Source organism: Pseudomonas floridensis (assembly GCF_002087235.1).
Taxonomy (GTDB): Bacteria; Pseudomonadota; Gammaproteobacteria; order Pseudomonadales; family Pseudomonadaceae; genus Aquipseudomonas; species Aquipseudomonas floridensis.
In genome coordinates this window covers 17248-41121 of sequence record NZ_MUIO01000043.1, presented here as the reverse complement: position 1 = coordinate 41121, position 23874 = coordinate 17248, and the positions used below count along the sequence as shown (strand labels likewise).

Annotated in this window: 17 protein-coding genes and 1 tRNA gene; 11 read left to right on the top strand and 7 right to left on the bottom strand. The window is 59.7% G+C overall.

Annotated features, from left to right (window positions below; translation table 11 throughout):
* Positions 1-107: 107 nt before the first annotated feature.
* From BZK31_RS12715 to BZK31_RS12705, 3 genes are all read left to right on the top strand, one after another.
* Positions 108-183: transfer RNA gene (locus BZK31_RS12715), tRNA-Asn, on the top strand.
* A 548-nt stretch (positions 184-731) separates the two neighbouring features.
* Positions 732-2093 (top strand): MATE family efflux transporter, encoded by a 1362-nt coding sequence (locus BZK31_RS12710; protein ID WP_083183213.1) that lies wholly within the window; start codon positions 732-734, stop codon positions 2091-2093.
* Positions 2094-2126: 33 nt separating this feature from the next.
* Complete coding sequence (locus BZK31_RS12705; RefSeq protein ID WP_083183211.1) at positions 2127-2777, top strand: TetR/AcrR family transcriptional regulator; 651 nt, start codon at positions 2127-2129, stop codon at positions 2775-2777.
* 26 nt (positions 2778-2803) lie between these two features.
* Here BZK31_RS12705 and BZK31_RS12700 read toward each other — a convergent pair whose 3' ends face one another.
* Together BZK31_RS12700 and BZK31_RS12695 are read right to left on the bottom strand one after the other, a co-directional pair.
* A complete protein-coding gene (locus BZK31_RS12700; protein WP_167377944.1) occupies positions 2804-5548 on the bottom strand; it encodes a glycoside hydrolase family 3 protein in 2745 nt (914 codons plus the stop codon).
* Entirely contained in the window at positions 5545-5787 is a 243-nt protein-coding gene (locus tag BZK31_RS12695) for a hypothetical protein (RefSeq protein ID WP_083183227.1), read from the bottom strand. Before BZK31_RS12695 ends, BZK31_RS12700 begins: the two co-directional genes overlap by 4 nt.
* Positions 5788-6416: 629 nt before the next feature.
* Between BZK31_RS12695 and BZK31_RS12690 the strand changes: the two genes are divergently transcribed.
* Positions 6417-6752 carry a hypothetical protein gene (locus BZK31_RS12690; protein ID WP_083183209.1) on the top strand — a complete coding sequence of 112 codons (336 nt, stop codon included), beginning with the start codon at positions 6417-6419 and terminating at the stop codon, positions 6750-6752.
* A gap of 42 nt (positions 6753-6794) precedes the next feature.
* Here the strand turns inward: BZK31_RS12690 and BZK31_RS12685 are convergent, their stop codons facing one another.
* Together BZK31_RS12685 and BZK31_RS12680 are read right to left on the bottom strand one after the other, a co-directional pair.
* Entirely contained in the window at positions 6795-7667 is an 873-nt protein-coding gene (locus tag BZK31_RS12685) for a glycoside hydrolase family protein (protein WP_083183207.1), read from the bottom strand.
* 187 nt (positions 7668-7854) lie between these two features.
* A complete protein-coding gene (locus BZK31_RS12680; protein WP_083183205.1) occupies positions 7855-9534 on the bottom strand; it encodes an AMP-binding protein in 1680 nt (559 codons plus the stop codon).
* 261 nt (positions 9535-9795) lie between these two features.
* Between BZK31_RS12680 and BZK31_RS12675 the strand changes: the two genes are divergently transcribed.
* On the top strand, positions 9796-11046 hold the full coding sequence (locus tag BZK31_RS12675; protein WP_083183203.1) for a M20/M25/M40 family metallo-hydrolase: 1251 nt from the start codon (positions 9796-9798) through the stop codon (positions 11044-11046).
* A gap of 10 nt (positions 11047-11056) precedes the next feature.
* On the opposite strand, the gene BZK31_RS12670 is transcribed toward BZK31_RS12675, so the two are convergent.
* Together BZK31_RS12670 and BZK31_RS12665 are read right to left on the bottom strand one after the other, a co-directional pair.
* Complete coding sequence (locus BZK31_RS12670) at positions 11057-12232, bottom strand: sensor histidine kinase (RefSeq protein WP_083183201.1); 1176 nt, start codon at positions 12230-12232, stop codon at positions 11057-11059.
* Between the two features lie 5 nt (positions 12233-12237).
* Complete coding sequence (locus BZK31_RS12665) at positions 12238-12927, bottom strand: response regulator (protein WP_083183199.1); 690 nt, start codon at positions 12925-12927, stop codon at positions 12238-12240.
* Positions 12928-13025: 98 nt separating this feature from the next.
* Here BZK31_RS12665 and BZK31_RS12660 point away from each other — a divergent pair, with 98 nt between their 5' ends.
* From BZK31_RS12660 to BZK31_RS12645, 4 genes are read left to right on the top strand one after another with little or no spacing between them, the layout of a single operon-like run.
* Positions 13026-14519 (top strand): efflux transporter outer membrane subunit, encoded by a 1494-nt coding sequence (locus tag BZK31_RS12660; RefSeq protein ID WP_083183197.1) that lies wholly within the window; start codon positions 13026-13028, stop codon positions 14517-14519.
* Positions 14516-15355, top strand: coding sequence for a MipA/OmpV family protein (locus tag BZK31_RS12655; protein WP_083183196.1), 840 nt, complete (start codon positions 14516-14518; stop codon positions 15353-15355). Before BZK31_RS12660 ends, BZK31_RS12655 begins: the two co-directional genes overlap by 4 nt.
* A gap of 16 nt (positions 15356-15371) precedes the next feature.
* Complete coding sequence (locus tag BZK31_RS12650) at positions 15372-16505, top strand: efflux RND transporter periplasmic adaptor subunit (RefSeq protein ID WP_083183194.1); 1134 nt, start codon at positions 15372-15374, stop codon at positions 16503-16505.
* A complete protein-coding gene (locus BZK31_RS12645) occupies positions 16502-19561 on the top strand; it encodes an efflux RND transporter permease subunit (RefSeq protein WP_083183192.1) in 3060 nt (1019 codons plus the stop codon). The genes BZK31_RS12650 and BZK31_RS12645 overlap by 4 nt, the downstream gene beginning before the upstream one ends.
* A gap of 254 nt (positions 19562-19815) precedes the next feature.
* Here BZK31_RS12645 and mapR read toward each other — a convergent pair whose 3' ends face one another.
* Positions 19816-21225 carry a GntR family transcriptional regulator MpaR gene (gene mapR / locus BZK31_RS12640; protein ID WP_167377942.1) on the bottom strand — a complete coding sequence of 470 codons (1410 nt, stop codon included), beginning with the start codon at positions 21223-21225 and terminating at the stop codon, positions 19816-19818.
* A gap of 144 nt (positions 21226-21369) precedes the next feature.
* Here mapR and BZK31_RS12635 point away from each other — a divergent pair, with 144 nt between their 5' ends.
* Together BZK31_RS12635 and BZK31_RS12630 are read left to right on the top strand one after the other, a co-directional pair.
* Positions 21370-21996, top strand: coding sequence for a glutathione S-transferase (locus BZK31_RS12635; RefSeq protein ID WP_083183189.1), 627 nt, complete (start codon positions 21370-21372; stop codon positions 21994-21996).
* Positions 21997-22148: 152 nt separating this feature from the next.
* Positions 22149-23846, top strand: a complete 1698-nt coding sequence (locus BZK31_RS12630) for a ShlB/FhaC/HecB family hemolysin secretion/activation protein (RefSeq protein WP_083183188.1) — start codon at positions 22149-22151, stop codon at positions 23844-23846.
* The last annotated feature ends 28 nt before the right edge of the window (positions 23847-23874 follow it).

Genomic DNA, 23874 nt, shown 5'->3' with positions numbered 1-23874 from the left:
CATGAACCCGTCTCACGACGAGCGAGCGTTCTTTCATCGGACTTTTAGTGAAAAAATTTGCGGGGCTCGCTTGACTTCGTTTTGCGAATCAGTAACATAGCGCTCATTCCGCGATAGCTCAGTTGGTAGAGCAAGTGACTGTTAATCACTGGGTCCCTGGTTCGAGTCCAGGTCGTGGAGCCAGATCAGGTTCCAGAGAAAAAAAGTCTTTGGAATCACTCAAGAAACCCGCCTGACTGGCGGGTTTTTTTGTGCCTTTTTTGTTTGGCGGTCACCGCGCGCGAGACCCTGATTGGCAGGAATTGCCTGGCTTTAGCAGAGCGTAGATCCGACCAAGTGACTCGCATTCATCGGTTCTAAGCTGTGTACGAAAAGTGGCTGCGCTCGATGATGCTGCGTTAAAAACAGGCGCGCAATAATCATTCACAACACGCAGACTCCGCTTCCCTGCCTGTTTTTGCCTTGCCTGACCTTCCTCGCCGACTGTTCGCATAGAGCCAGGCTTTCCTGTGATAGCCGCAGCTCGGAATCGATTGGCTTCGGGTCTTCCTTTCGATCCCGCCCCGCCTTGGCTGACTTGCGATGATTTCTGCAAGATCAACAGATCTTGGAAAGGTATTGCACCCTGCGCCAAAATTTCCCTGCTATTTGCCCTCCAAACCCGACTAGAATCGCCGCCTCGCTGAGCCTTCGCCAGAAGCGCTCGGCTCCAGTCTGTTCAGGGGAGCGTAATGGCTGAAGCCAGCGCGACATTTACCGAAGGTCCTGTCTCGCGTCACGTCATGGTCACCGCCAGTACCAGCGCCTTGAGTCTGTTCGCCGTGTTTCTGGTCGACATCCTCACGCTGGTCTACGTTTCCATGCTGCACGACCCGGTGTTGCTGGCGGCGGTTGGTATCGCCAAGGTGATGATGTTCATCAACATGTCGCTGGCAAGCGGTTTCATCATTGCCGCCACTGCAGTGTTGTCGGCACGTATTGGCCACCGGGTGACGAAGTCGGTGGCGCGGCTTTGTGGCAGTCTGATGCTGATGATTCTGCTGGTGTCCAGCCTTGCTGCGGCGCTGCAGTTAGCGCTTGCGGTGCCGATTACCCATTGGCTTGGCGCTGAAGCCGCGGTTTACGAGGCGGCGCGCGGGTTTATCTGGCTGGCGTTGCCCGCGACGGTTTTACAGGCCGTGATGCAGATGGCCGCGCAAATGCTCAGGACGGTCGGCGATAACCGCCGTGCGCTGGGTGTAGTGCTGTCAGGTGCCGCGACGCTTGCGGTGGCGGATCCGTTCTTTATCTTCGGGCTTGGTCTGGGGCTGGAAGGGGCCGGGCTGGCGTTCGCGCTGTCCGGCGGTGTGTCGGCCTGCCTGGGCGTCTACTGGGTGCGTAGGCGAATCGGCCTGACGTTCTCCCGCAACCTGAACTTGCTGCGCAATCACGCAGGTCGGACCTTCAAGCTGGCGCTGCCAGCCATGGCCGCCAATCTGGCGACTCCGGTCGGGCTGGCCTATCTGGTCGCCTCGCTGGCAGCGTTCGGCACTTCGGCGCTGGCCGCCATGAGCGTCATGGATCGCGTGCTGCAATTTTCCTACTGCGCCTTTTTTGCACTGCCGGGCGCGCTGGCGCCGATACTGGGGCAGAATATCGGTGCCCAGCGTGACGACCGGGTCCGTTCGGCCATTGTCTTTACCCGCAGGCTGGTGGTCGGTTACGGATTGGCCGTCTGGCTGGTGCTGCTATTGTTCAGTGGCACCATCGCCGATCTGTATCAGCTCGAAGGCGAGGTTCGCACGGTCTTTTTGAATTACTGCAGGCTGGGTGGTGGACTCTGGGTGATCATTGGCCTGGACTTCGTGGCCATCGCGGTGTTCATGACCATGAATCGCTCGTGGCTGGTCGCTGTGTTCGCCTGGCTTCGTGCCACGGCCGGAACGGTGCCGTTCGTGTACGCAGGCGCTCACTGGTTCGGCGGCAGTGGCGCAGTGCCTGGCATGTTTGCGGGCAACGCGGTGATCGCATCGGTTTCGATCGTCACGGCATCGCTGACTGCCAGGCGCTTTTACAGAAGCCGGGTTCAGGCGTCGGTCGCCGGAAAATATTGAAAACTCATCGAATCAAGGCGTGATCAGGTTTTTATGTCAGTTGACGAATCAGGGAATGAAGCAGCAGAGGTGACGGCACCCAAACGCCGCCGAGCGCCCAAGGGCGACCTGCGCAAAAAAGCGTTGCTGGATGCAGCCACGATCATCTTCGCCCGCAATGGTTATTCGAGCGCGTCGATGCGTGACGTGGCGACGCTGGCTGGCATCACGACGGTAGGACTGCTGCATCACTTCCCCAACAAGGAAGCCTTGCTGAACGCGTTGCTGGAGCGTCGCGATCAGCGTGTGGTGTCCCGCTTTCAGGACCTGGTCACCGAGCCGACGCTTGAAGGTTTTATCAAGTTCATCAAGTTGAGCATGAGTTTCAGCATCGAGGATGCGGCCGAATGCCAGGCCGCGTTGCTGATGAACACCGAAAGCCTTTCACCTGCGCATCCTGCCTGGTCCTGGCACAAAGAGCGTTTTCATCTGACCCACCAGCATGCACGCGGTCATCTGAATGCGTTGAAGGAAGCGGGGGAGATTCGTGCGGATGTAGACGTGCAAGCTCTTGCCCAAGAGATCTTTTCGGTCATGGACGGCTTGCAGATTCAGTGGCTCAGGTGCCCTGAAGAAGTGGACGTGATGGCGGTTTTCGACGTTTACGCGCAACGACTGGGACGGGATATCCAGGCTCGTCCTTGAGCGTGGATAGTTGCAGCCTTTTTACATCAGTATCGCTGCGACGCTGACACCTGCACCGCCTTGCGCAGTGGCAACGGCAGCGGATTGCTGTCGCGGGTGGTCAGCTTTTCCGGGAACAGGGTCGTCAGGGTCCGGTTGAGCGTCAGATTTTCCGAATCCGCACCGACCAGAATCTTGTACTTGCCTGCGTCGACATCCCAGCTTGCGGTCTTGTCCACGTAGTAAGCCAGCGAACGCGAGTCCAGCGGAATGCTGACGGTCTTGCTCTCGCCTGGCTGCAGGTACACCTTGGTGAAGCCCTTGAGTTCTTTCTCCGGACGATCGACCGCAGGTTTTACAGGTTGCACGTAAAGCTGTGCCACTTCGAAGCCTGCCTTGTCACCGGTGTTGGTCAGGGTGAACTTCACGTCGATCGTGGCGCCTGGTGTCAGCACGTTGGTCGACAGTTTCAAGTCGCTGTAGGCGAAAGTGGTGTACGACAAACCGTAACCGAACGGGTACAGGGGCTTGGCGTGCCTCTGGTCATAACCGCGATAACCCATGTACAGGCCTTCGCTGTAGGTCATTTCGGTCAGGGCCTTGTCGCCACGGTAAGCAGCCGGATCCGGGTAGGAAGCGTAGCTCGGGTTGTCCTCGATCTTCTTGTCGATGGTGACCGGCAACTTGCCCGACGGGTTGACCTTGCCGAACAGAATCTCCGCAAGCGCCTGACCGCCTTGCTGACCGGGGAACCAGGCTTGCAGGGTTGCGCCGACCTTGTTGGCCCACGGCTGCATGTTGGCCACGCCGCCGCCGTGCATCACGACGATAGTATTGGGGTTGGCCTTGGTCACGTAGCTGACCAGTTCAGCCTGCTGATCAGGCAGATCGAAGCCGTGGTCGGAGCCTTCACCTTCGTTCTCGAACGTGGTACCAGTGGCGACGACCACTGCATCGTACTTCGACAGATCCTTGGGCGGACGCAACGAAGCCCAGCTCATCTGTACGCCGGTAACGCCGCCGAGTGCCGGAATGAAGTTACCCTGCACGCGCTTGTATTCAAGCTTGACGGTGTACGACTTGCCTGCGGTCAGGGCGGCGGTCTTGCCTGACGTGGTCAGCGCGTTGACCACGTCCGATGAGTACGGAACGCCGTCGCTTTCCACGATCAGTTCGTCATTGACCCACAACTTGTAAGGGCCATCCGCACGGACCTTGAACACTTGCGGGCCGGACACCACCGGTTTGATGACCGAGGTGAAGCGTGCCGAGAACGAACCGGGCGAAGGGCTGAAACCTGCAACGGCGGTGGTGCCGGCGTCGGTGACGTTGGTGCCGGTGGTCCAGTTCAGGTTCACGCCGGGCTCGACACGGGTCACGGCCGGGTCGCCGGACAAGCTGGCGTTGGAGAAGTACTCGGCCTTGACCCCCGAATTATTGATGCCGTTGTTGCCGGTGGCAGGCTGATACCAGGCTGAACTGGCCGGATTCAGGCTCAGTTCCGAAAGGTAGGTCACGTTGGCGCTGCTGGACGCCAGTTGCTGCAAGCCGCTCAGTTCGGTCACGTAGCTGTTGGGCGGCGAGTTGGCGGTGCCGAACGGCGATGCCGGTACGTCGTGAGCCCAATTGCCAATGACCGCAATCTTCGCAGTGCGCGCCAGCGGCAACAATGGTTTGCCCGCGGCGGTGTTCTCATTGCGCAGCAGCACGATGGATTCACGCGCCGTGTTCAGCGCGGCACGCATGCCGTACTCAGGGTGATCCAGGGTCTTGGCGGTGTTGAGGTTCTCCTGGAAGTCGTAACTGACGATCGCCCGCAGGTTGCGCTTGACCTTGTCATCGATGACGTTCTGGGTCAGCTGACCGCTCCACAGATAAGGCAGCAGTTTGGCTTCGGTAAATTGCAGACCCGACGGCATGTCGATATCAGTGCCGGCCCACGCGCCCTTGAACGCGTCATGAATGGCGTTGAAATCGCTGATGACCGTGCCCTGATAACCCCATTCGCCCTTGAGCACTTCGGTGATCAGGTGATGGTTTTCACAAGCGTAATCGCCGTTGACCTTGTTGAAACCGCACATGATCGACGCGACGTTGGCGTTCTTGACCATCGACTCAAAGCCCGGCAGGTACAGCTCGCGCAGGGTGCGTTCGTCAGCGATGACGTTGACCGCCTGGCGATTGGCTTCCTGTTCGTTGGCCAGGTAATGCTTGCCGCTGGCCTGGATGCCTTGCACCTGAATGCCGTTGACCACGGCTGGCGCGAGCACGGCGCCGAGGAACGGGTCTTCACCACTGAGGTACTCGGCGGAACGACCGTTGTACGGGGTGCGATAAAGATTCACGCCGGGCGAGAGCATTTGCTGGCCGCCTGAAATGCGCGTTTCGTAGGCAATCGCCAAGCCGAATTCCTTGGCGCGGTTGATGCTCCAGGTCGCGGCCAGTGCCGATTGCGATGGGTATTGCGCACCGAAGGTGGCGTTGTTGACGTGCACGCCCATGGACGAGTCATAAGCAACCGTGCCCTTGATGCCCCACTTGAGCAGAGGCGGGATCATGTGGCCGTCGTTGACGCGTGTGAAGTTGATCTTCTCCGACTGACTCATGTTGTCGAGGATGGAGCTGACGCGCGCTTCGACTTCATTGCCGGTCGCGGGTGTGACAGCGGCAAGCGCCAGGTTGGCCTGCATGACGCTGAAGGTCAGCAGGCTGAGGCCCAGAGTCTGTTTGAAGACTGACAAGGAAAGGGTCCTTTTCACGGAAAGCGGCGGGTACTGGTCGGACAGGATCATGGGCGTTGCTCCTGTGGCGGCGAGTCAGCGGTTTCCACTGGCGCGTCGAGCAGGGCGGCGGTGCCTTTCTGCACCGGTGTGTTGATGTTGTCGGCGCCCGAAATCTGGTCGCGCCTGGACTCGACCTGCAACCGGACTTGCGCGTCGGACCTTCCGGTAGTTGCGGTAGAAGTTGAATCCGCGGCCAGGGCGGAAAAACTCTGCGCGCACAGAAGTACAGCGCCTAAAACAGGCAGCATGGATCTGATCATCAATGGCATCTCGATTGATGGTTACGAAAAATATAGGGGGCTGTCGAAGCGTCCTGCCGATCAGCGAACATAAGTCCGGCAATCAATACAGAAGTTCAGCTGCTTTATAAAATATTCTGGAAAGGGATTTTATTAAATGATGCCACTTGGCCATCCCTTAGATTTGAGGTCGTTTTTCAGTCGGTCCTGATCGCATGCAATGAGCTTTAAGTGATTTTCATGATATAAATTCTCACTATTATGCTAAAAATTATGTAACTTTGCTAAATAAATCAAATTAAAAGCTATATTTCACCAATTCAATAAACCTAACTGTGATTAGGTTTAGTGCTCTGCTACCATGTGCTACCTCGCTGAAAACACCCGTACTGATGATCCGTTACGGCGAGGGCTTGAATGTATTGAGGGGATTTTTTGCATGAGGCTCAGAATGTTTTTAGTGCCTTGATACCGTCTCGCACAAAACGGAATAACGTTTTATTTTTGGCGTTACAGCAAGTTTTAATCATTATCTGGCCTGGATTTTATAAGAAGGTCCTGATAAGCATGTGCCTGTTTATTTATCGGTTTACTTCCTATAACGGCGTTGATCGTTATCACACGGTGTGTGCGTCATCATGATGGCGTGCGCTCACAGCGGTGAGGCCGGGCGAGTCGACGTGGCCATTCTGAGGGTGGTCAGGCGCTTGAGCCCTGATCGCTCCCGCAAGCTCACCTTTGGACAGATCTACATGGAGTTGCTCAGGACCTCTGCACGCGTTTGCTCTATCGTCGACTGCGTACAGGCCGTGGACGTTCTGGCAAGCGAAGGGCTGCTGATCTCGGAGCGGGTGCTGGACGTCGACCCTTCTTTTCCCTACACCCAGCACATCATCAGCGGCCTGACAGACATCGGCGCGGCCTCGCTGGACGAGCGTGAAACACTGCTCGTCAGGAGCCGCCAATACAACTGAACAGGATCGCGCCGATGATTCGTAATGCTGCGGGTTACCGGATCATTCGCCGTAGGGCAGGGACAGGTAGTACTGACCCAGTTCAGTCAGCCTGCCCTCGTCATCGAGCAAGCTTGAGAAGTGCGGATCAGGTGCCATGCGCCCGGTGAACCAGGCGTAGCGGAACACATCTGCACGCCGTTCCAGCACGGCGACCATCTCGGCCATCTGCTGCTTCTGCTTTTCCAGTGAGTCGATTTGCAGCCCGTCATCCAGTGTGTGCCAATTGGCAAATTCGGTTACCCAGAACGGCTTGCCATATCTGGACAGTCGATCAAGCATGCTGGCCATGCCGTAGTCGTACCAATGAAACGCAAGGTAATCGATCTGGGGATCCCGTCCGTGATTCGCTGACGCATAGGCTGCATAAAACGCGTCAAGCCACGCCACCGGGTCCCCGTATCCGGTCATGGTTCCCCAGTTCATCGCGGGGCCGACCAGTTTGACCCCGGTCTGCGCGGCGATCTGTTCAAGGCGTGGCCAGAACTGCGCAACCGCCTGAGGTGTCAGGTTGGCCTGATCGACCAGATTGGGTTCGTTGATGACCAGCAGGTAGCGAATCGACGGATGCGCCAGCAAATAGAGCTTCAGTTGCCCGTCGTCGAGGTTGGCGTTCCAGACCATGGGAATGAAATCGACGTCGTACAGCGAGGCATAGTCGTAGGACGCTATGCGGTCGTGCGGCCGTGGGCTCCAGTTGTACCACCAGCTCACGCCTGGCGCCAAAGCGCTCAGATCTGCAGACGAGGCGACATCGTATGCGACACCGCGCTTGACGCTTTTGGCAGCGGTCCAGGCCAGGTCGGAGAACGTGCCCAGCAGCAGCGCCAGGGCAAACAGTGTGAAGAGTCTTGCAGGGGCCTTTTTCAGAATCATGATTCGCACATCCCTGGAATCGGTGGCTGATGATCTGGCAGTCCCTTTCGTGACGAGATAGGCGTTATTGGCGTTGTGGATGCTTCCCGGATGGCTGGCGACAGCCATCACAACGATTGGGTGACGGGAGGGAACGTTAGCGCAACCTGCGGCGAAAGTCTTCGCTAAGGCGGGACGAGCAGGTGCTTCAGCCGGACTCGCCGCCCGCGTTCAAGCGCTGCACACTGATCTCCCGCATTCGGAATTTCTGCACTTTACCGGTGACGGTCATGGGAAATTCATCGACGAAAAAGAAGTGCCTTGGCACCTTGAAATGCGCCACGCGAGGGCGAAAGAAGTCCCGCAGCGCCAGATCGTCACAACGGTGGCCGGGATGCAGCCTGACCCAGGCCACCAGTTCCTCGCCGTATCGCTGACAGGGAACGCCGACGACATAGGCCTCGGCGATACCGGCGTGCTGCAACAACAGCTCTTCGATCTCGCGTGGGTAGATGTTCTCGCCGCCACGAATGATCATGTCCTTGCTGCGGCCCACGATCGTCACGTAGCCGTCGGCGTCCATCCGCACCAGATCTGCGGTGTGCATCCAGCCATCGGCATCAATGTCCCTCGCGGTGGCGTCGGGGTCTTGCCAGTACCCGAGCATCACGCTGTAGCCCCGCGTGCAGAGCTCGCCAACTTCACCACGCTCGAGCGTATTGCCGTCAGTGTCGATGACCTTGTGTTCCAGATGCGGCTGAGTGCGGCCGACACTGGTCACGCGCAACTCCAACGGGTCGTCGTTGGCGGTTTGCAGCGACACCGGGCTGGTTTCGGTCATGCCGTAGGCGATCTGGACACCCTTCATGTGCATCTGATCGATGACCTGGCGCATCACTTCGATAGGGCAGATGCTGCCCGCCATGATTCCGCCCTTGAGGCTCGACAGGTCCAGCGTTTGCCGTTCGGGCAGGTCGAGTTCCTTGATGAACATGGTCGGCACGCCATACAGAAACGTCGCGTGCTCGCTGGCAACCGCCTGCAGTGTCGCCAGAGGCTCGAACGAAGGCGCCGGGTAGATCATCGTCGCGCCCAGGGTGAGGCAGGCCAGGTTGCCCATTACCATGCCGAAACAGTGATAAAGCGGCACCGGGATGACAAGACGGTCCGAAGGCCCCAGCCCCAGGTTGTGGCCGACCATGTAGCCATTGTTGAGAATGTTGCGATGGCTCAGCGTGGCACCTTTGGGAAAGCCGGTGGTGCCGGAGGTGTACTGAATGTTGATCGGGTCATTGGCGTCGAGGCTGGCGGCGCGCTGATCGAGGTCACTCTGGCTTACCGACTCGGCAAGCGGGTACAGCGTACGCCAGGGCAGCATGCCTGACGGCGGATCCTCGGCCAGGCTGATTACACCGCGCAACATGGGCAGTTCGTCGCAAGACCAACCGTTTGCGTCGTGCGTCAACAGGTGCGGAACGATCTGCCCGAGCATCGCGTGATAATCCGAATCCTTGAAACGATCGGCTGTTACCAGCCACGAGCAGCCTGAGCGCTGCAACGCGTAAGTCAGTTCCGAGGTGCGATAGGCAGGATTGATATTGACCAGCACCGCGCCGATCTTCGCGCTGGCCAGTTGGGTGATGCACCACTGAGCACAGTTGGGTGCCCAGAGGCCGATCCGCTGGCCTTTGTCGATGCCCAGTGCAAGCAGCGCGCGGGCCAGCGTATCGACCTCGTGCCCGAGTTCCCGCCAGCTGTAGCGCAACTGCTGAAAAGGCACGATCAAGGCGTCCTGCTCTGGCCAGCGCGCGACGGCCTCGGTCAGTGCAGCGCCAAGGGTCTGATCGAGCAGGGGCGGGTGTTGTAATCCAGCGGAATAACTCAGCATGTCGCATCCTCAGTATTTTTATTGTCGAGATGTGATGACTGCGATTTTGGTTGCCGCTTACGTTAACGTCATGCCGAAGGGCTGTCCAGTTCCTGTCGGCGGCCCGTCTTCAGACGCTGCTTCAGCGACTTTCCTACGGCAGGTTAACCAGACGTTTACCGCATGGGTTGCCTGGTCCGAGGGCATGAATGCCTGTTCCGATGAGCTCGCTTGAGGTAGGTTCTTGAAACGTTTCCAATCACGCTCAAGGACTGACTCCGCATGCGCTCATTTTCCCGCTCGCCACTGGCCGTTCGACTCGGACTCGCTCTCACGCTGACGGCACTTCCTTTACTGACACCCATGGCCGTGGCCGAACCGCATCAGAAGATTCAAACCGGTTCCGAGCAGTACAAGGACGACGCCCTCAAGTTGCTCGAACGGCTGGTGAATATCGATTCAGGTTCGGGCTACACCCAAGGCCTGGGTCAGGTCAGCGACATTGCGATCGAGGAATTGAAAAAGCTCGGCGCAACCATCGAGCTGGTGCCCAATGCACCGGAAGCCAGCAACCACGTTCTGGCCACGCTCAAAGGCACTGGCAAGAAGAAGATTCTGCTGATGGCGCACATGGACACGGTGTTCAAGGAAGGCACTGCCGCCGAGCGCCCGTTTCACATCAAGGATGGCCGAGCCTACGGTCCTGGCGTGATGGACGACAAGGGCGGCATCGTTGCGGCAATCTATGCACTCAAGGTACTGCATGACCTTGATTTCAAGGACTACGCGCAGATCACCGTGCTGCTCGATGCAAGCGAAGAGACCGGTTCTTCAGTCGGCACCGAACTGATCAAGAAAACCGCCAGGGCGCATGATGTCACGCTCAACCTGGAACCTGGCCGACCTGCCGATGGTTTGGTGGTGTGGCGCAAAGGCGTTGCCACGGCGCTGGTCGAAGTCAAGGGCAAAGCCTCGCACGCAGGGGTAGCGCCTGAACTGGGACGCAATGCCGCCAGCGAGGTGGCTCATCAGATTCTGCAATTGGGCAAACTCGGCGACCAAGAGAAGAAGACCACCATCAATTTCACCGTGCTCAAGGCGGGCGACCGGACCAATGTGATTCCCGATCAGGCCAGCGCCAAGGGCGATGTGCGTGCGGTGCTTCCGGAAGAGTTCGACCGCATCGAGCAGGACATGGCCAAGGTGTCGGCGAACAAGCTGATTCCCGACACCGAAGTCAAGACCAGTCTGGTGCGGGGCCTGCCGCCCATGCCGCAGACGCCCGAGTCGGACGCGCTGGTGGCGCTGGCGCAGGGCATCTACGGCGAGTTGGGACGCACACTGACCATCGAAGGCAGCGGCGGGGCGGCGGACTCCAGTCTGTCGGCCAGTGTCGGCACACCGACGCTGGATGGCTTCGGCATCGTCGGCGGCAACATTCACACCCCCGAGGAATACGCCGAAGTGGCCAGCGTGGCACCGCGCATCTATCTGCTGTCGCGGATGATCATGAAGGTCGCCGGCGCTCAGTAGGAGGGTGGGATCAGACCGGGATCAACAGGCGGATCACCGAACCGCCGCCCGGTCGGTTCTGTGCGCCGATGGTCGCATCATGCGCCTGACAGACGGCTCGTGCGATGGACAACCCAAGCCCGCTACCACCCGAGTAGCGGGCCCGGGAGCGCTCTGCGCGCCAGAAACGATCGAACACCTGCTCGAGGTTTTCGGCGCCAAAGCCCGGCCCTCTGTCGGCGAAGGTCAGTTGCACATGGCGGTCATCCACTGTGGCGGCAATGCGTAGCTCGCGGCCCTGCGCCGAATAGCGCAGCGCGTTATCGACCAGGATGTTGACGACCTGACCGAGTCGATCGCGATCCGCCGTCAGGCACAGTGCCGCCGGTATCTCCAGGCTGACATCGATGCCTGCGTCCTCAAGCTGGGCGGCAAACCAGTCCAGCCGCTCGGTCACCAGGGTTTTCAACGCAAACAGCGTCTTGTTCAGGACCAGTTGACCCGCGCTGGCCAGCGACAGCAGGTGCAGGTCATTGACCAGGTTATTCAGTTGATGGAGCTGGCGGCTGACCATTTCCAGTTGCGTCAGGTCACGCGGGAATACCTCGTCGATCATGCCCTGAACCCGGCCCATGGCGGCATTCAGAGGGGTGCGCAACTCATGGGCAATCATGGCGCTGGATTCGCTCACTTCGAGTTCATAACGCTCGAGCTGCGTGGTCATGCTATTGAAGTCGCTGACCAGTGATTGCAGTTCATCCGGCCCGTGCTCACTGGCGGGCAGGCGGGTCTTGAAATCACCCTGGGCGACCTGACGCGCGCCCTTGGCAATCGAGGAAAACTGGCTCGACAAGGGGCGCGAAAACAGAAACCCGAAAAAGATGATAACCGGTATCGCTACCCCGACCAGCCCGGCGAGCAGCCACCACTCCTGATTGGCAATGCCCGGCAGCATGTATTCGGTCGGGTAGTACTGCATGAACAATTCACGCAGCCGTGCGATGTTCAGGTCCGGCTCGGCCTGCAACTGCTGCAATTCCGTGCGCACGTTCTCGGGCACGGCTTGCAGCGTGAGCCAGTCGGTTACCGTGACATGTAGCCACATGCTGAATGCGATCACGATGACGGCACCGATTGCCAGCATGCTCATGCGCATCCCGACCCAGTGCCACAGCGGTCTTGGTTTCGAACTGGATCGAGGCGACATGGCGATCACCTGAACCGGTAGCCGACGGAGCGAACGGTGACCAGCACGTTATCGATGCCGTGCACCTCCAGCTTGCGCCGCAGATTATGCACATGCGCATCCACCACGCGCGCCAGCGCCTCGCTTTCCGGCAGGCAGATCTCGAGCAGTTCCTCGCGCGTGAAGGCTTTCGACGGGGTTCTCAGCAGAGTGGACAGAATCTTGAATTCGGTGGGCGTCAGATCCAGCAGCGTGTCGTCGCCTTCAAGCCCTTCGATACTGGCCGTCACTGCTTCCAGATCGACCAGCAGATCCTTATAGCGCAAGTGCCGCTCGTTACCGCCGCCGGGTTGCGAACGACGCAAGACCGCGTGCACGCGTGCGACCACTTCCTTGGGGTTGTAGGGCTTGACCACGTAGTCATCCGCACCGTAGCGCAACGCACCGAGTTTCTCCGGTTCATCGCCCATGGCGGTGACCATGATGACCGGGGTATTGCTGCAGCGCCTGACGGTCGACAGCACGTCGGTGCCGCTGACCAGCGGCAACATCACATCCAGCAGAATCAGATCGGGTTTCCATTGGCGGTGCATGTCGATGCCACGCTGGCCATTTTCCGCGAGGCCGACGATGAACCCGTCGCGTAGCAGGTAAGCCTCCAGAATGCTGGCGCTGTCGGCATCGTCTTCGACAACCAGAATACGTTTTCCTGACACAGAGCCGCCTCTTGATCAAATCTTGATAATTCACGAACGGTTTATTGAAAGTCGACGTTCAGGATTGCGTTCAGACCCCATTGTCGCGAACAGATCCTATGCCGATGACCCTTGCGCTGTCCAAACCTATCCGATGCTGCCGACGCGGGTATCTGGGTGTGTTGTTGACGCTGCTCGTTTCGGGGTGTTCGCTGGCGCCCGATTACCAGCGGCCAGCCATGCCGGTCCCGGACAGACAGTCTTCCAGTCTGGCGGCGAGCGAGCAAACTGCCACGCACGCAACGCTGACGCCTGAAGAGGCAAGCCTGATCGCCGAGCTGGCACCGCAGGGTGATCTGCGCACGCTGGTGCTGTCGGCACTGGCCTTCAATCGTGATTTTCGTATAACCGGACTGCGCGTCGAGGAAGCCCGTGCGATGCGCGGTGTGACGGTTGCGGATCGCTGGCCAACAGTCGCTGCGGGGCTTGAGCGGGACCGACAGCATTTCGACAGCAAGGCCGCCGATGAGCGTTACGGCCAGGACATTACGTTGGCCTCGCTGGGCGTCTCCAGCTTTGAACTGGATTTCTTCGGCCGGGTGCGCAGCTTGTCCGACGCCGCGCGTCACGATTATCTGGCCACGGTCTATGGGCAGCAGGCCGCACGCAGCGCTGTGATCGCCGAGGTTGCCCAAGCCTTTCTGAACGAGCGTCTGGCTGCGGCACTTCAGCGCGATGCGCAGTCGATTCATGATTCACGCCGGTTGCTGGTGAGCCTTGCCGAAGAGCAACAACGTTGTGGCGCCATCTCGCTCGATGAGGTTGCCGTGCAGCGCGTTGAGGCACTGACTGCGCAGCAGCAGTTGCAGGATGCGATCAGTGATCACGCCAGGGCAGCGCAGGCATTGCTGCTGTTGACCGGCTATTCGGCGCCCTTGCCGACACCCTCACTGGAGTCGCCGCAACTGATGGCGGCTGCGCTACAGACGCCTTCCGCATTGCTCAACCTGCCATCCGAGCGTCTGCTGGAGCGCTTCGACGTTCGTCAGCGCGAAGAAGACTTGAAGGCCAGTAACGCAAATATCGGTGCGGCGCGTGCGGCATTCTTTCCATCCATCATGCTCAGCACCGGCATCGGTGTCCAGAGCGACAGCCTGCGCACGCTGTTCAGTCACGCAAGCGGAGCCTGGCTGTTTACCCCGCAACTGAACCTGCCGCTGTTCGACGGCGGACGCAATCGCGCCAACCTGGACCTGGCTCAGGTGCGCAAACAGATCGCAGTGGCCGAATACGAAAAGACCATTCAGCGTGCCTTTCGCGAGACCGCCGACGTGCTGACCCGTCGCCAGCAGGCGCTGGATCATGTTCGTGACGATGTCGAGCGTGTCGCGCTGGTTCAGGAAAAGGTACGGCGCATGACCTTCGAACTGGACGCTGGCAACGCTGACCGCAGTACGCCGCTGACAGCTGCCATCCGCGTCGCTCGGGCAGACGCGACCTTTCACACATCCCTGAACGAGCTGCAGCAGAACCGCATTGACCTCTACCGGGTGCTGCGTGGCGCAGAGCCCGTCGCTTCATCCTCTTTCACTGAAACCGGAGTTTCCCCATGAATGTTTTGAAGACTTCATCCGTAGCACGATTGTCGTTGCTTCCTGTGTTGATCGCCTCGGCGGCGTTCGCCTGGGGCGGTGAGGTGCAGGCTCAGGACGTGAGTTCTGCGCAGGCCCCGTCGCTGCTGGGTGACAAGGTCGATGTGAGTCTGGGGCTGGGTGTGGCGGTTCTGCCGCGTTACATGGGGTCGGATCACTATCGAAGCCAGCCACTGCCGATGTTCACGGTGCAGAGCGGGATTCTGTTCGCTGACAGCATGAGAGGTCTGGGCGTGCAATATCAGACCTCTTCGGGGTTTGGTGCCAGTGCCGCGCTCAACTACGATTTTGGTCGCAACGAGAAAAACGGTGGCAGCCGTCCGGGCTCCACCGAGCTCAAGGGTATGGGCACGGTGGAGGGTGCAACCGTCGCCGACCTGATGCTTTCCCAAGAGCTTCTGCCCTGGCTGACCCTGAGTGGCGAAGCGGAATTGCGTATGGCGGGTGAAAAGCGCGGCAACCGCTATCGCCTGGGGTTTGAAGGAATTGCTTACCACAGCCAGTCGGACACCTTGACGCTGGATATCGATGCACACGCCGGCGACGGTCGTTACAACCAGACGTATTTCGGTGTCGGTCCTGTCCAGAGCCAGCGCACCGGGTTCTCGCGATTCACGGCAGACAGCGGCATCTATGCATATTCCGCAGCGCTGAGCTGGCAACACCGTTTTGACGCGCACTGGTCGACGGTGGCGAGCGTCGGTGTCACGCATTACACCGACCAGACGCGTGGCAGCCCGCTGATCGAAACCGACGCCGAAGCGAGCGGCCTGCTCGCATTGAACTACGGTTTCTGACCGCCAGAGGCCTGTCATGGGATTTCATTCGATAACCTTGCATGTCGCCATTCGGCGCTTTGCCAAAGGCTGCGTGCCCGCTCTGCTGGTCTTGATGATTGGCGGCTGCGGCGACAAGCCTGTCGGCGTCGCCAGCGCCGTTCGTGCGGTAAAGGTCGAAACGGTCAGCGCATCAGGCGGCGAAGGCCCGCGTTTCATCGGCATCGTGCGACAGCAGGAGAGCGCCAGTCTGGCGTTCGAATCGGCGGGTGTGCTGAGCCAATTGCATATAGATGTTGGTGACACATTTGAAAAAGGCCAGGTGCTGGCTGCCCTTGATCGACAACCTGCCACGCTGCACGAGCAGCAGGCGCAGGCCGGTTTGGCGTCAGCGACTGCTCAAGCAGCAGAGCGCGGGCTCAACCTTCAACGTCAAAAAAGCCTGTTCGCGGCCGGCAGCGTCGCTCAGGGCGTGGTCGAGGCAGCTCAGGCGTCTCACGCCCAGGCCGAGGCCGAAAAGAAGAGGGCGCAGGCCGAATGGGCATTGGCACGTCGCGAGCTCGATCACAGTCAGTTGATCGCACCGTTCGCTGGGCGAGTGGTGGCACGTCGCGTGGATCCTTACAACTCGTTGAGTGCCGGGCAGTTTGTACTGGAAGTCGAGTCTCGCTCTGGGCAACAGGTGATGGCTGCCGTCACGACTGCCCAGAGCGATCGCCTTCGACCGGGCGATAAGGCCCGGGCCTGGAGCACTTCAGATCCGTCGGTCATTCTGGACTTGGTGCTTGAAGGGATTTCGCCACGCGCCGAAGACGGCCTGACGAGGGTTTGCAGATTCCGGGTGCTGAATCCCGCCGATCCCGTCGCCAGTGGCATCACGCTGTTGATGCAGATGAGTGCGCAGAGTACGCCGCAACCCTTGTCGATTCCTGTGCAGGCGCTGTGGATGGGGACCGGCAGAAACACCGCTCAGGTGTTCGTTTATCAGTCCGCTGGCACCGTCGTGATCAGAAACGTCTCACTGGGCGCGATCAGTGACGGGCGTGCCGTCGTCAACGAAGGGCTTTCTGCGGGCGAGCAGATCGTGACCGCCGGTGCCGCCTTTCTGCAGGACGGACAGACCGTCAGCCTGTTCCAGCCTGCAACCCGCCTGAGCGAGACCACCCCATGAATATTACCCGCCGCGCCATGGGCGCCAGTCGCCTGACCCTGTTCGCCGCCTGCCTCGTGCTGATGGCCGGTGTCTTTACGTTCCTGAATTTTCCCTCGCAGGAAGAGCCTTCCGTGACAGTACGCGATGCGTTGGTCAGCGTTGCCTTGCCCGGCCTGTCGGTGGACCGCACCGAGGAGCTGCTGGCTAAGCCGCTCGAGGAAAAGCTTCGTGAACTGGCGGACATCAAGGACATCGTCACGACGATAAAACCTGGACGGGTAATCGTTCAGGTCACCGCCTATGACAGCGTCAGTCACCTGGCCGAGGTGTGGCAGCGTCTGCGGGCCAAAGTCAGTGAGTTGAGCCGTGTGTTTCCGCCAGATACCCAAGGGCCTTTCGTGAACGATGATTTTGGCCGCGTGGCAGTGGCGTCGATCGCGGTGACGGCACCGGGATTCAGCATGAGCGAGATGCGCGGGCCGATCAAAAGCCTGCGCACCCGGTTATACGGCCTGAACGGTGTGGATCAGGTCGAGTTGTACGGTTTGCTGGACGAACGTATCTACCTTGACTTTGATCGTCAGACGCTCGGCGCGGCTGGTCTTGCGCTGCAACAGGTGACACAGCAGTTGCAAGCGCAGAATGTCATCGCCCTGGGCGGCACGCCCATTGTGGGTCAACAGAGCACCACGCTCACCGTGAGCGGGGAAATTCTGTCGCTGGAACGGTTGCGCCAGTTTCCGGTCCGGTTACCGGGTGGGCAACGGGTTCCGTTGCAGACGTTGGCGAGACTTTCGGTAGCGCCTGTCGACCCACCTGAAACGGCGGCGATCTATCAGGGACAACCAGCGGTGGTGCTGGCCGTGTCCATGCAGCCCGGGCTCAATGTGCAGGCATTCGGCAGCGCGCTGCGCAAACGCCTGGGCGAACTCGAGCAGCAGCTCCCTGCAGGCTTCAGCCTGCACATCGTGACGTTTCAATCCGATGTGGTGCGTCATGAAATGGACAAGATGTACCACGTCATGGCGGAAACGGTGGTGATCGTGATGGGCGTGGTCATGCTGTTTCTGGGCTGGCGCACCGGTCTGGTGGTCGGGGCGATAGTGCCGCTGACAATCCTGGCGACGCTGATTGTGATGCGCGCACTGGGAATCGAACTGCAGACGGTGTCGATAGCCGCGATCATTCTGGCGCTGGGGTTGTTGGTGGACAACGGCATCGTCATCGCCGAGGACATCGAGCGCCGGTTGCACGCTGGTGAGGACCGGCGGCGTGCCTGTGAGGACGCGGGGCGTACCCTGATGATTCCGTTGTTGACCTCATCACTGGTCATCGTGCTGGCCTTCTCGCCGTTCTTCCTGGGACAGACCAGCACCAACGAATACCTGCGCTCGCTGGCCGTCGTGTTGGCGACCACGCTGATCAGTTCCTGGCTGCTGAGCATTACCGTGACGCCGCTGCTGTGCTTTTACTTTGCCAAGGTGCCCACCGTTCATGAGGACGTGACCGATTGCGGCGACTACACCTCGGGCTTCTACCGCGGCTATCGTAGAATCATCGAGCGCCTGCTCGGTTACCCGTTTGTCTTCCTGGGCAGCATGCTCGGCTTGCTTGCAGGCGCGGTTGTGGTGCTGACGCACGTACCTTACGATTTCCTGCCCAAGTCAGACCGTCTGCAGTTTCAGATCCCGATGACACTGCAACCGGGCACCGGCTCACGTGCGACGTTGCAGACGGTGCGAGAGGTCAGTCAGTGGCTGAGCGACGATCAGGACGTCGTCGACAGTATTGGCTACGTCGCCGATGGCGGTCCGAGGATCGTTCTGGGGCTCAATCCTCCGTTGCCAGCGCCGGACGTTGCCTATTTCACGGTCAGTGTCCGGGAAGGGGCTGACGTCGATGCGGTCATTGGCCGAACCCGGCGTTACCTGCTGTCCCGGCATCCGGAAGTGCAGGCACAACCCAAGCGCTTTTCGATGGGCACCACCGAGGCCGGCATCGCCATCTATCGGGTCATCGGCCCTGACGAAACAGTGCTTCGCAGCCTGGCCGGTCGTATCGAGCAGGCCTTGTCGGCGCTGCCCGGCACCCTGGATGTGCAGGATGACTGGCGCACCCGCGTGTTGCGTTACGATGTGGTTGTCGACCCTTACAAGATGCGCCGCGCCGGTCTAGGCAGCCAGGAAGTCGCGCAAGCGCTGCAAGTGAGAAATGGCGGTTTGCCGATCTCATCGATACAGGATGGCGAAACGGCCGTTGCAGTGGTGGCTCGTGAATCCCATGGCACGAATGACGTGGGCACCGGGCTGGACAATACGCTGATTTACCCGTCGTCAGGTGCAGCGCCCATCGCCTTGTCTGCAGTGGCCAGCATCGAGGCCCGGCCGGAAGCGTCGACCGTTGAACGGCGCAATCTGGAGCGCGCCATTACGGTGACTGGCCATAACCCGTCGATGACCGCGACGTCGATTGTCGAGTCCCTTGCCCCACAGATCGCGGCAATTCGTCTGCCGGAGGGTTATCGCATCGAACCGGGTGGTGAAATCGAGGATTCGGCAGAGGCCAATCAGGCGCTGCTGCAGTACATGCCGCATGCGCTGATCGCGATGCTGCTGTTGTTTGTCTGGCAGTTCAACTCGTTCCGCAAACTGCTGATCGTGCTTGCGAGCGTGCCCTTCGTGTTGATCGGAGTGGCCGCGGCCCTGCTGATCACCGCTTACCCGTTCGGCTTCATGGCCACGTTCGGCCTGCTGTCGCTGGCGGGCATTATCGTCAATAACGCAGTGTTGTTGCTGGAGCGCATCGATGTGGAACGCCAGCAGGGATTGGGTGTGCGCGAAGCGGTGATCAATGCCGCGGTCAAACGCCTGCGGCCGATCGTGATGACCAAGCTGACCTGCATCATCGGCCTGATCCCGCTGATGCTGTTTGCAGGTCCGCTCTGGAAGGGCATGGCCATTACGATCATGGGCGGACTGGCGCTGGGCACGCTGGCTACCCTGGGCCTGATCCCGACGCTGTATTGGCTGTTGTTCGAGCGGTTCGCGCCTGCCAGGCGAGCGGTCCAGGCCTGAAACCTCTGATGCCTTCGGCACGTCGCTTGCGTGCGTGCCGGGCATCAGCGTGTCGGGCATCAGGATGGTGGAATCGTGCCGAGCAAGCCAACTGCAATCGTGAATGCCAGAAAAGCCAGTAAACCCAGTGCCATCTTGCCCATGAGAACCTCTAAATTGGTCAGTGTGGATCGCCGGGCTATTATCGGGTTTGCGCAAAATCTGGTACAGATTCAGAAACGATAAAAAAACAGAGATCAGTTACGAAGCCTGTCTTAGAACGACGCGAGCATTCGCCCCAATGTCGCCATCGCCTGCTCACAACGTTCGTCCCAAGGGCTGCCGTGATTCAGGCGGGCACAATGGCGAAATCGCTGCGAGGGCGAAAAAATAGGCCCCGGGGCCAGGCTGATACCTTGCGCCAGCGCTTCTTGAAACAGCTGCAGCGAATCAACCCGCTCAGGGAATTCAAACCACAGGAAATAGCCTCCGACCGGTTTGGTCACGCGGGTGCCTGCCGGAAAATAGCGGGCCGCTGCCGCAAGCATCGCGCCCTGTTGAATTTCCAGCGTATCGCGCAGCTTGCGCAGGTGCCGGTCATAACCGCCATGGCTCAGGTAGTCGGCAATCGCGGCCTGTGCGGGGACTGACGGCGATAGGGTCGTCATCAGTTTCAGACGGTTGATCTGCTCGGTGTAACGGCCACCAGCCACCCAGCCGATCCGGTAGCCCGGGGCCAGGGTCTTGGAAAACGAGCCGCAGTGCATGACTCGGCCGCTGCGGTCCAGACTCTTGAGCGGTTGCGGCGCAGTGGCTCCGTAATACAGCTCTGCGTAAACGTCGTCTTCGATCAGCGGGACATCGTGCGTCTCCAACAACGCGTACAGGCGGTTTTTCTTGTCTTGGGTCAGGCTGGCGCCGAGCGGGTTCTGGAAGCTGCTCATGAACCAGCAAGCCTTGATCGGCAAGCGGCTCAGGCTGTCCTGCAGCGAGTCCAGATCCACGCCGTCACGCGGGTGCACCGGAATTTCCACGGCTTTGAGCTTTAGCCGCTCCAGCACTTGCAGGCAGGCGTAGAAGGCCGGCGCTTCGATGGCAACCAGATCACCAGGTTCAGTGACGCATTGCAGGCACAGGTTCAGCGCTTCCATGGCCCCATTGGTAATCACCAGTTCCTGCGCCGGCAGCCGCACGCCGCTGATCATGTAGCGCAATGCGATCTGTCTGCGCAGTTCGTCGTTACCGGTGGTCATGTCGCTGACAATCGCGGCAGGCGTCAGGCTGCGTAAGGCGATCCCCATGGATTTGGCCAGACGCGGCAAGGGGTAAAGATGCGGACTGGGAAACGCCGAACCGAACGGCACCGTGTCAGGGTCTTTCAGTGAGGCCAGCACGGAAAAAATCAGATCGCTGACGCTGACTTCGGTCCCTTCACTGACATGCCGGACCAGCTCGGGCTCGGTCATGGTCTGCGGCCCATATTCACGAACGTAGTAACCCGAGCGTGGCCTGGCCTGAATCAGCCCTTTGTCTTCCAGCAGGTAGTAGGCCTTGAACACCGTCGTCGGACTGACCGAATAGGTACGGCTCGCCACCCTGACCGACGGGACCTTTTCGCCGGGTGGCAGGATTCCGTTGCGGATCATTTCAGCGATGTCGGCGGCAAATTTTTCGTAGCGTTTCATGACAGGCATCAGCAAGGGTGCGGCGGCATGATGCGCGAAGGAGGGCGTTGGCGACAATGGCCGGATGCCTTGGGCATCTGCCGACCGGTCTGATGCATGGGTCAGACGTTACTAGACTGAAACCTTTTCAGAGGAGCACCCGACATGTACACCCTGTTTGGCACCGAAGGCTCCGGCGCAGCAGCCATCGAAATGGCGCTGTCGCTGTGCGAGGCACCCTACACGCTGACCAACGCCTGCTCATGGGAGGAAGGGCCCGGGAAAGAAGCGCTCGAGCACGTCAACCCTTTGCTGCAAGTGCCCACGCTGGTTCTACCGGATGGCAACGTCGTCACCGAGAGCGCTGCCATCCTGATTCACCTGGGGCTTGAGTTTCCCGACTCGGGCCTTTTGCCACAGCGTTCATCCGAACGATCACAGGCACTGCGGGCATTGGTTTATATCGCGGCCAATTGTTACGCCGCCATCGGCGTGATCGACTTTCCCGAGCGCTGGCTGCCGGACGCGGACAAAGCGTTGCAGACGACGCTTGAACAGGGCGCGCGGTTGCGTCTGCACGAGCATTGGCAAACATTCAGCGATCTGTTCTTCACCCCCGATACCTGGAACCCCGAAGCACCCGCTGCGGTTGAGATACTGGCCAGTGTCGTGACGCGATGGAGCGGGGCACGCGAACACCTGCGCGATGTCCGTCCGGATTTTCATGAGTCGCTGTTGCAGATTGATGTGCATCCGGTGGTAAGTGAGGTAGCTCGGCGACACTGGCCGTGAAAGGGTTGGAGGACAGATGCAGGCACAATGTGGAGAGGTAGGGGGGCAGGTAGCAAGTTCAACACAAAGAGCATACAAATATTTGACGCCGGTTTGATGGCGAACTAATATCGCGCCGTTTTAATATCAATGTGATATTGCAGGGACGCGTCGTGAACTTTTTTTCCTCAAGATCGGCCCTGCTGGCACTGCTTGCTCTGGCTCCACTGTTCGCCTTCGCCGCCACCACGCCCGGCGAGCAAGACCTCATTCGTGATCGTCAGGATCGTCTGCTCGAGGAGCAACGCCGTCGCCTCGAAGATCTCAAGGATCTGCCCGGCAAGCAGGCTGAGCCGGTTGCACCGAGTGCGCCTGCCGACACTCGCTGCTTCACGATCAACCGCATCGAACTCAAGGGGGCCGACTCGCTGTCGTCTACCGAACGCGACGCCTTGATCAAGCCTTACCTGGGTCAATGTCTGGGTGTTGCGCAGCTCAACGAGCTGCTCAAAGTCATTACCGATCACTACATTGAAAAAGGTCTGGTCACGACTCGCGCCTACCTGCCGCAGCAGGATTTGTCCAACGGCGACCTGCAAGTACTGGTCATCGAAGGCAAGCTGGAAAAATTGCGCAGCGCCACTGACAGCGGGTTGTCGGATCGTGAACTGGCCATGACCTTTCCGGGGCGCGAAGGCGAGATGGTCAATCTGCGCGAGATCGAGCAGATGGTCGATCAGCTCAATCGGCTACCGTCCAATCAGGCACAGATGGAGCTCACGCCCGGTCAGGCGGTCGGTGGCAGCGACGTAGTGGTCAAGAACACCGCGCAAAAGCCATGGCGCGCCAACCTCACCCGCACCAATGAAGGTCAGCGCAGCACCGGCGAGCAGCAATGGAACGCCGGACTTGAGTGGGACAATCCTCTGGGGCTGGCCGATCAGTTCAGTTTTCGCGGCGGTCACGATGCGATCAGTGACCGTCAAAAAGCTTCCCGCAACGCCACGCTGTCCTACAGCCTGCCGTGGGGCTGGTGGACCTTCAGCTATCTGTACAGCACCAGTGAATATCGCTCGGTGGCTCAGGCATCCAATATTGATTTCAAGCAGGATGGCGACAGCCAGAATCACCAGTTTCGCGCCGAGCGCGTCATTCACCGTGATGCGCTGAGCAAAACCTCGCTCAACGCCGGGCTGGCTTACCTGCGCACCAATAACTACGTCGAAGACAGCAAGCTGGCGCTCAGCAGCAACCGCATCACCGAAGCACAGTTCGGCATTAACCACGGACGGCGTATCGGTTCGGCCTTTCTCAACATCGATCTGGGCATGCAACAGGGCATTGGCGCACTGGATGCGCAGGGCAGCCATGATCCGGGCCCTGGCGAAGCCGATTCGCGCTATCGCAAGTACACCGGCACCGTCAGTTACCTGCACCCGTTTCAGTTGTGGGGTGAAAAACTGAGTTTCACCAGCCTGGCCACCGGTCAGCGCAGTGAAGACGTGCTGTTCAGCCCGCAGCGTCAGAGCCTGGGCGGATCCTCTTCAGTGCGTGGTTACAAAGACCAGTTTCTGTCGGGGGACAGCGGTGGCTATTGGCGCAATGAAGTGCGTCTGACCCGCCCGGTCACGTTCGACTGGCTGCGTCCGGTGTTTGCCGAGTATGGCGTAGCCGCCGGCTACGACCAGGGCGTGATCCGAGGCGACCGGTACAACGGTGACCAGTATGGCCGGTTATCCAGCAACTCGTTTGAGCTGTTTACCCGTGGCCAGCATGTCGCTGCGTCCGTGACCTTTGCCCACTCCCTGGAACGTCCCGACGTGATCGAGCGTGAATCGCCGATCTATTTGCGCGTGGATTTCTTCCTGTAACTCAGCCTTTTTTCATCTTTTCCGTTTC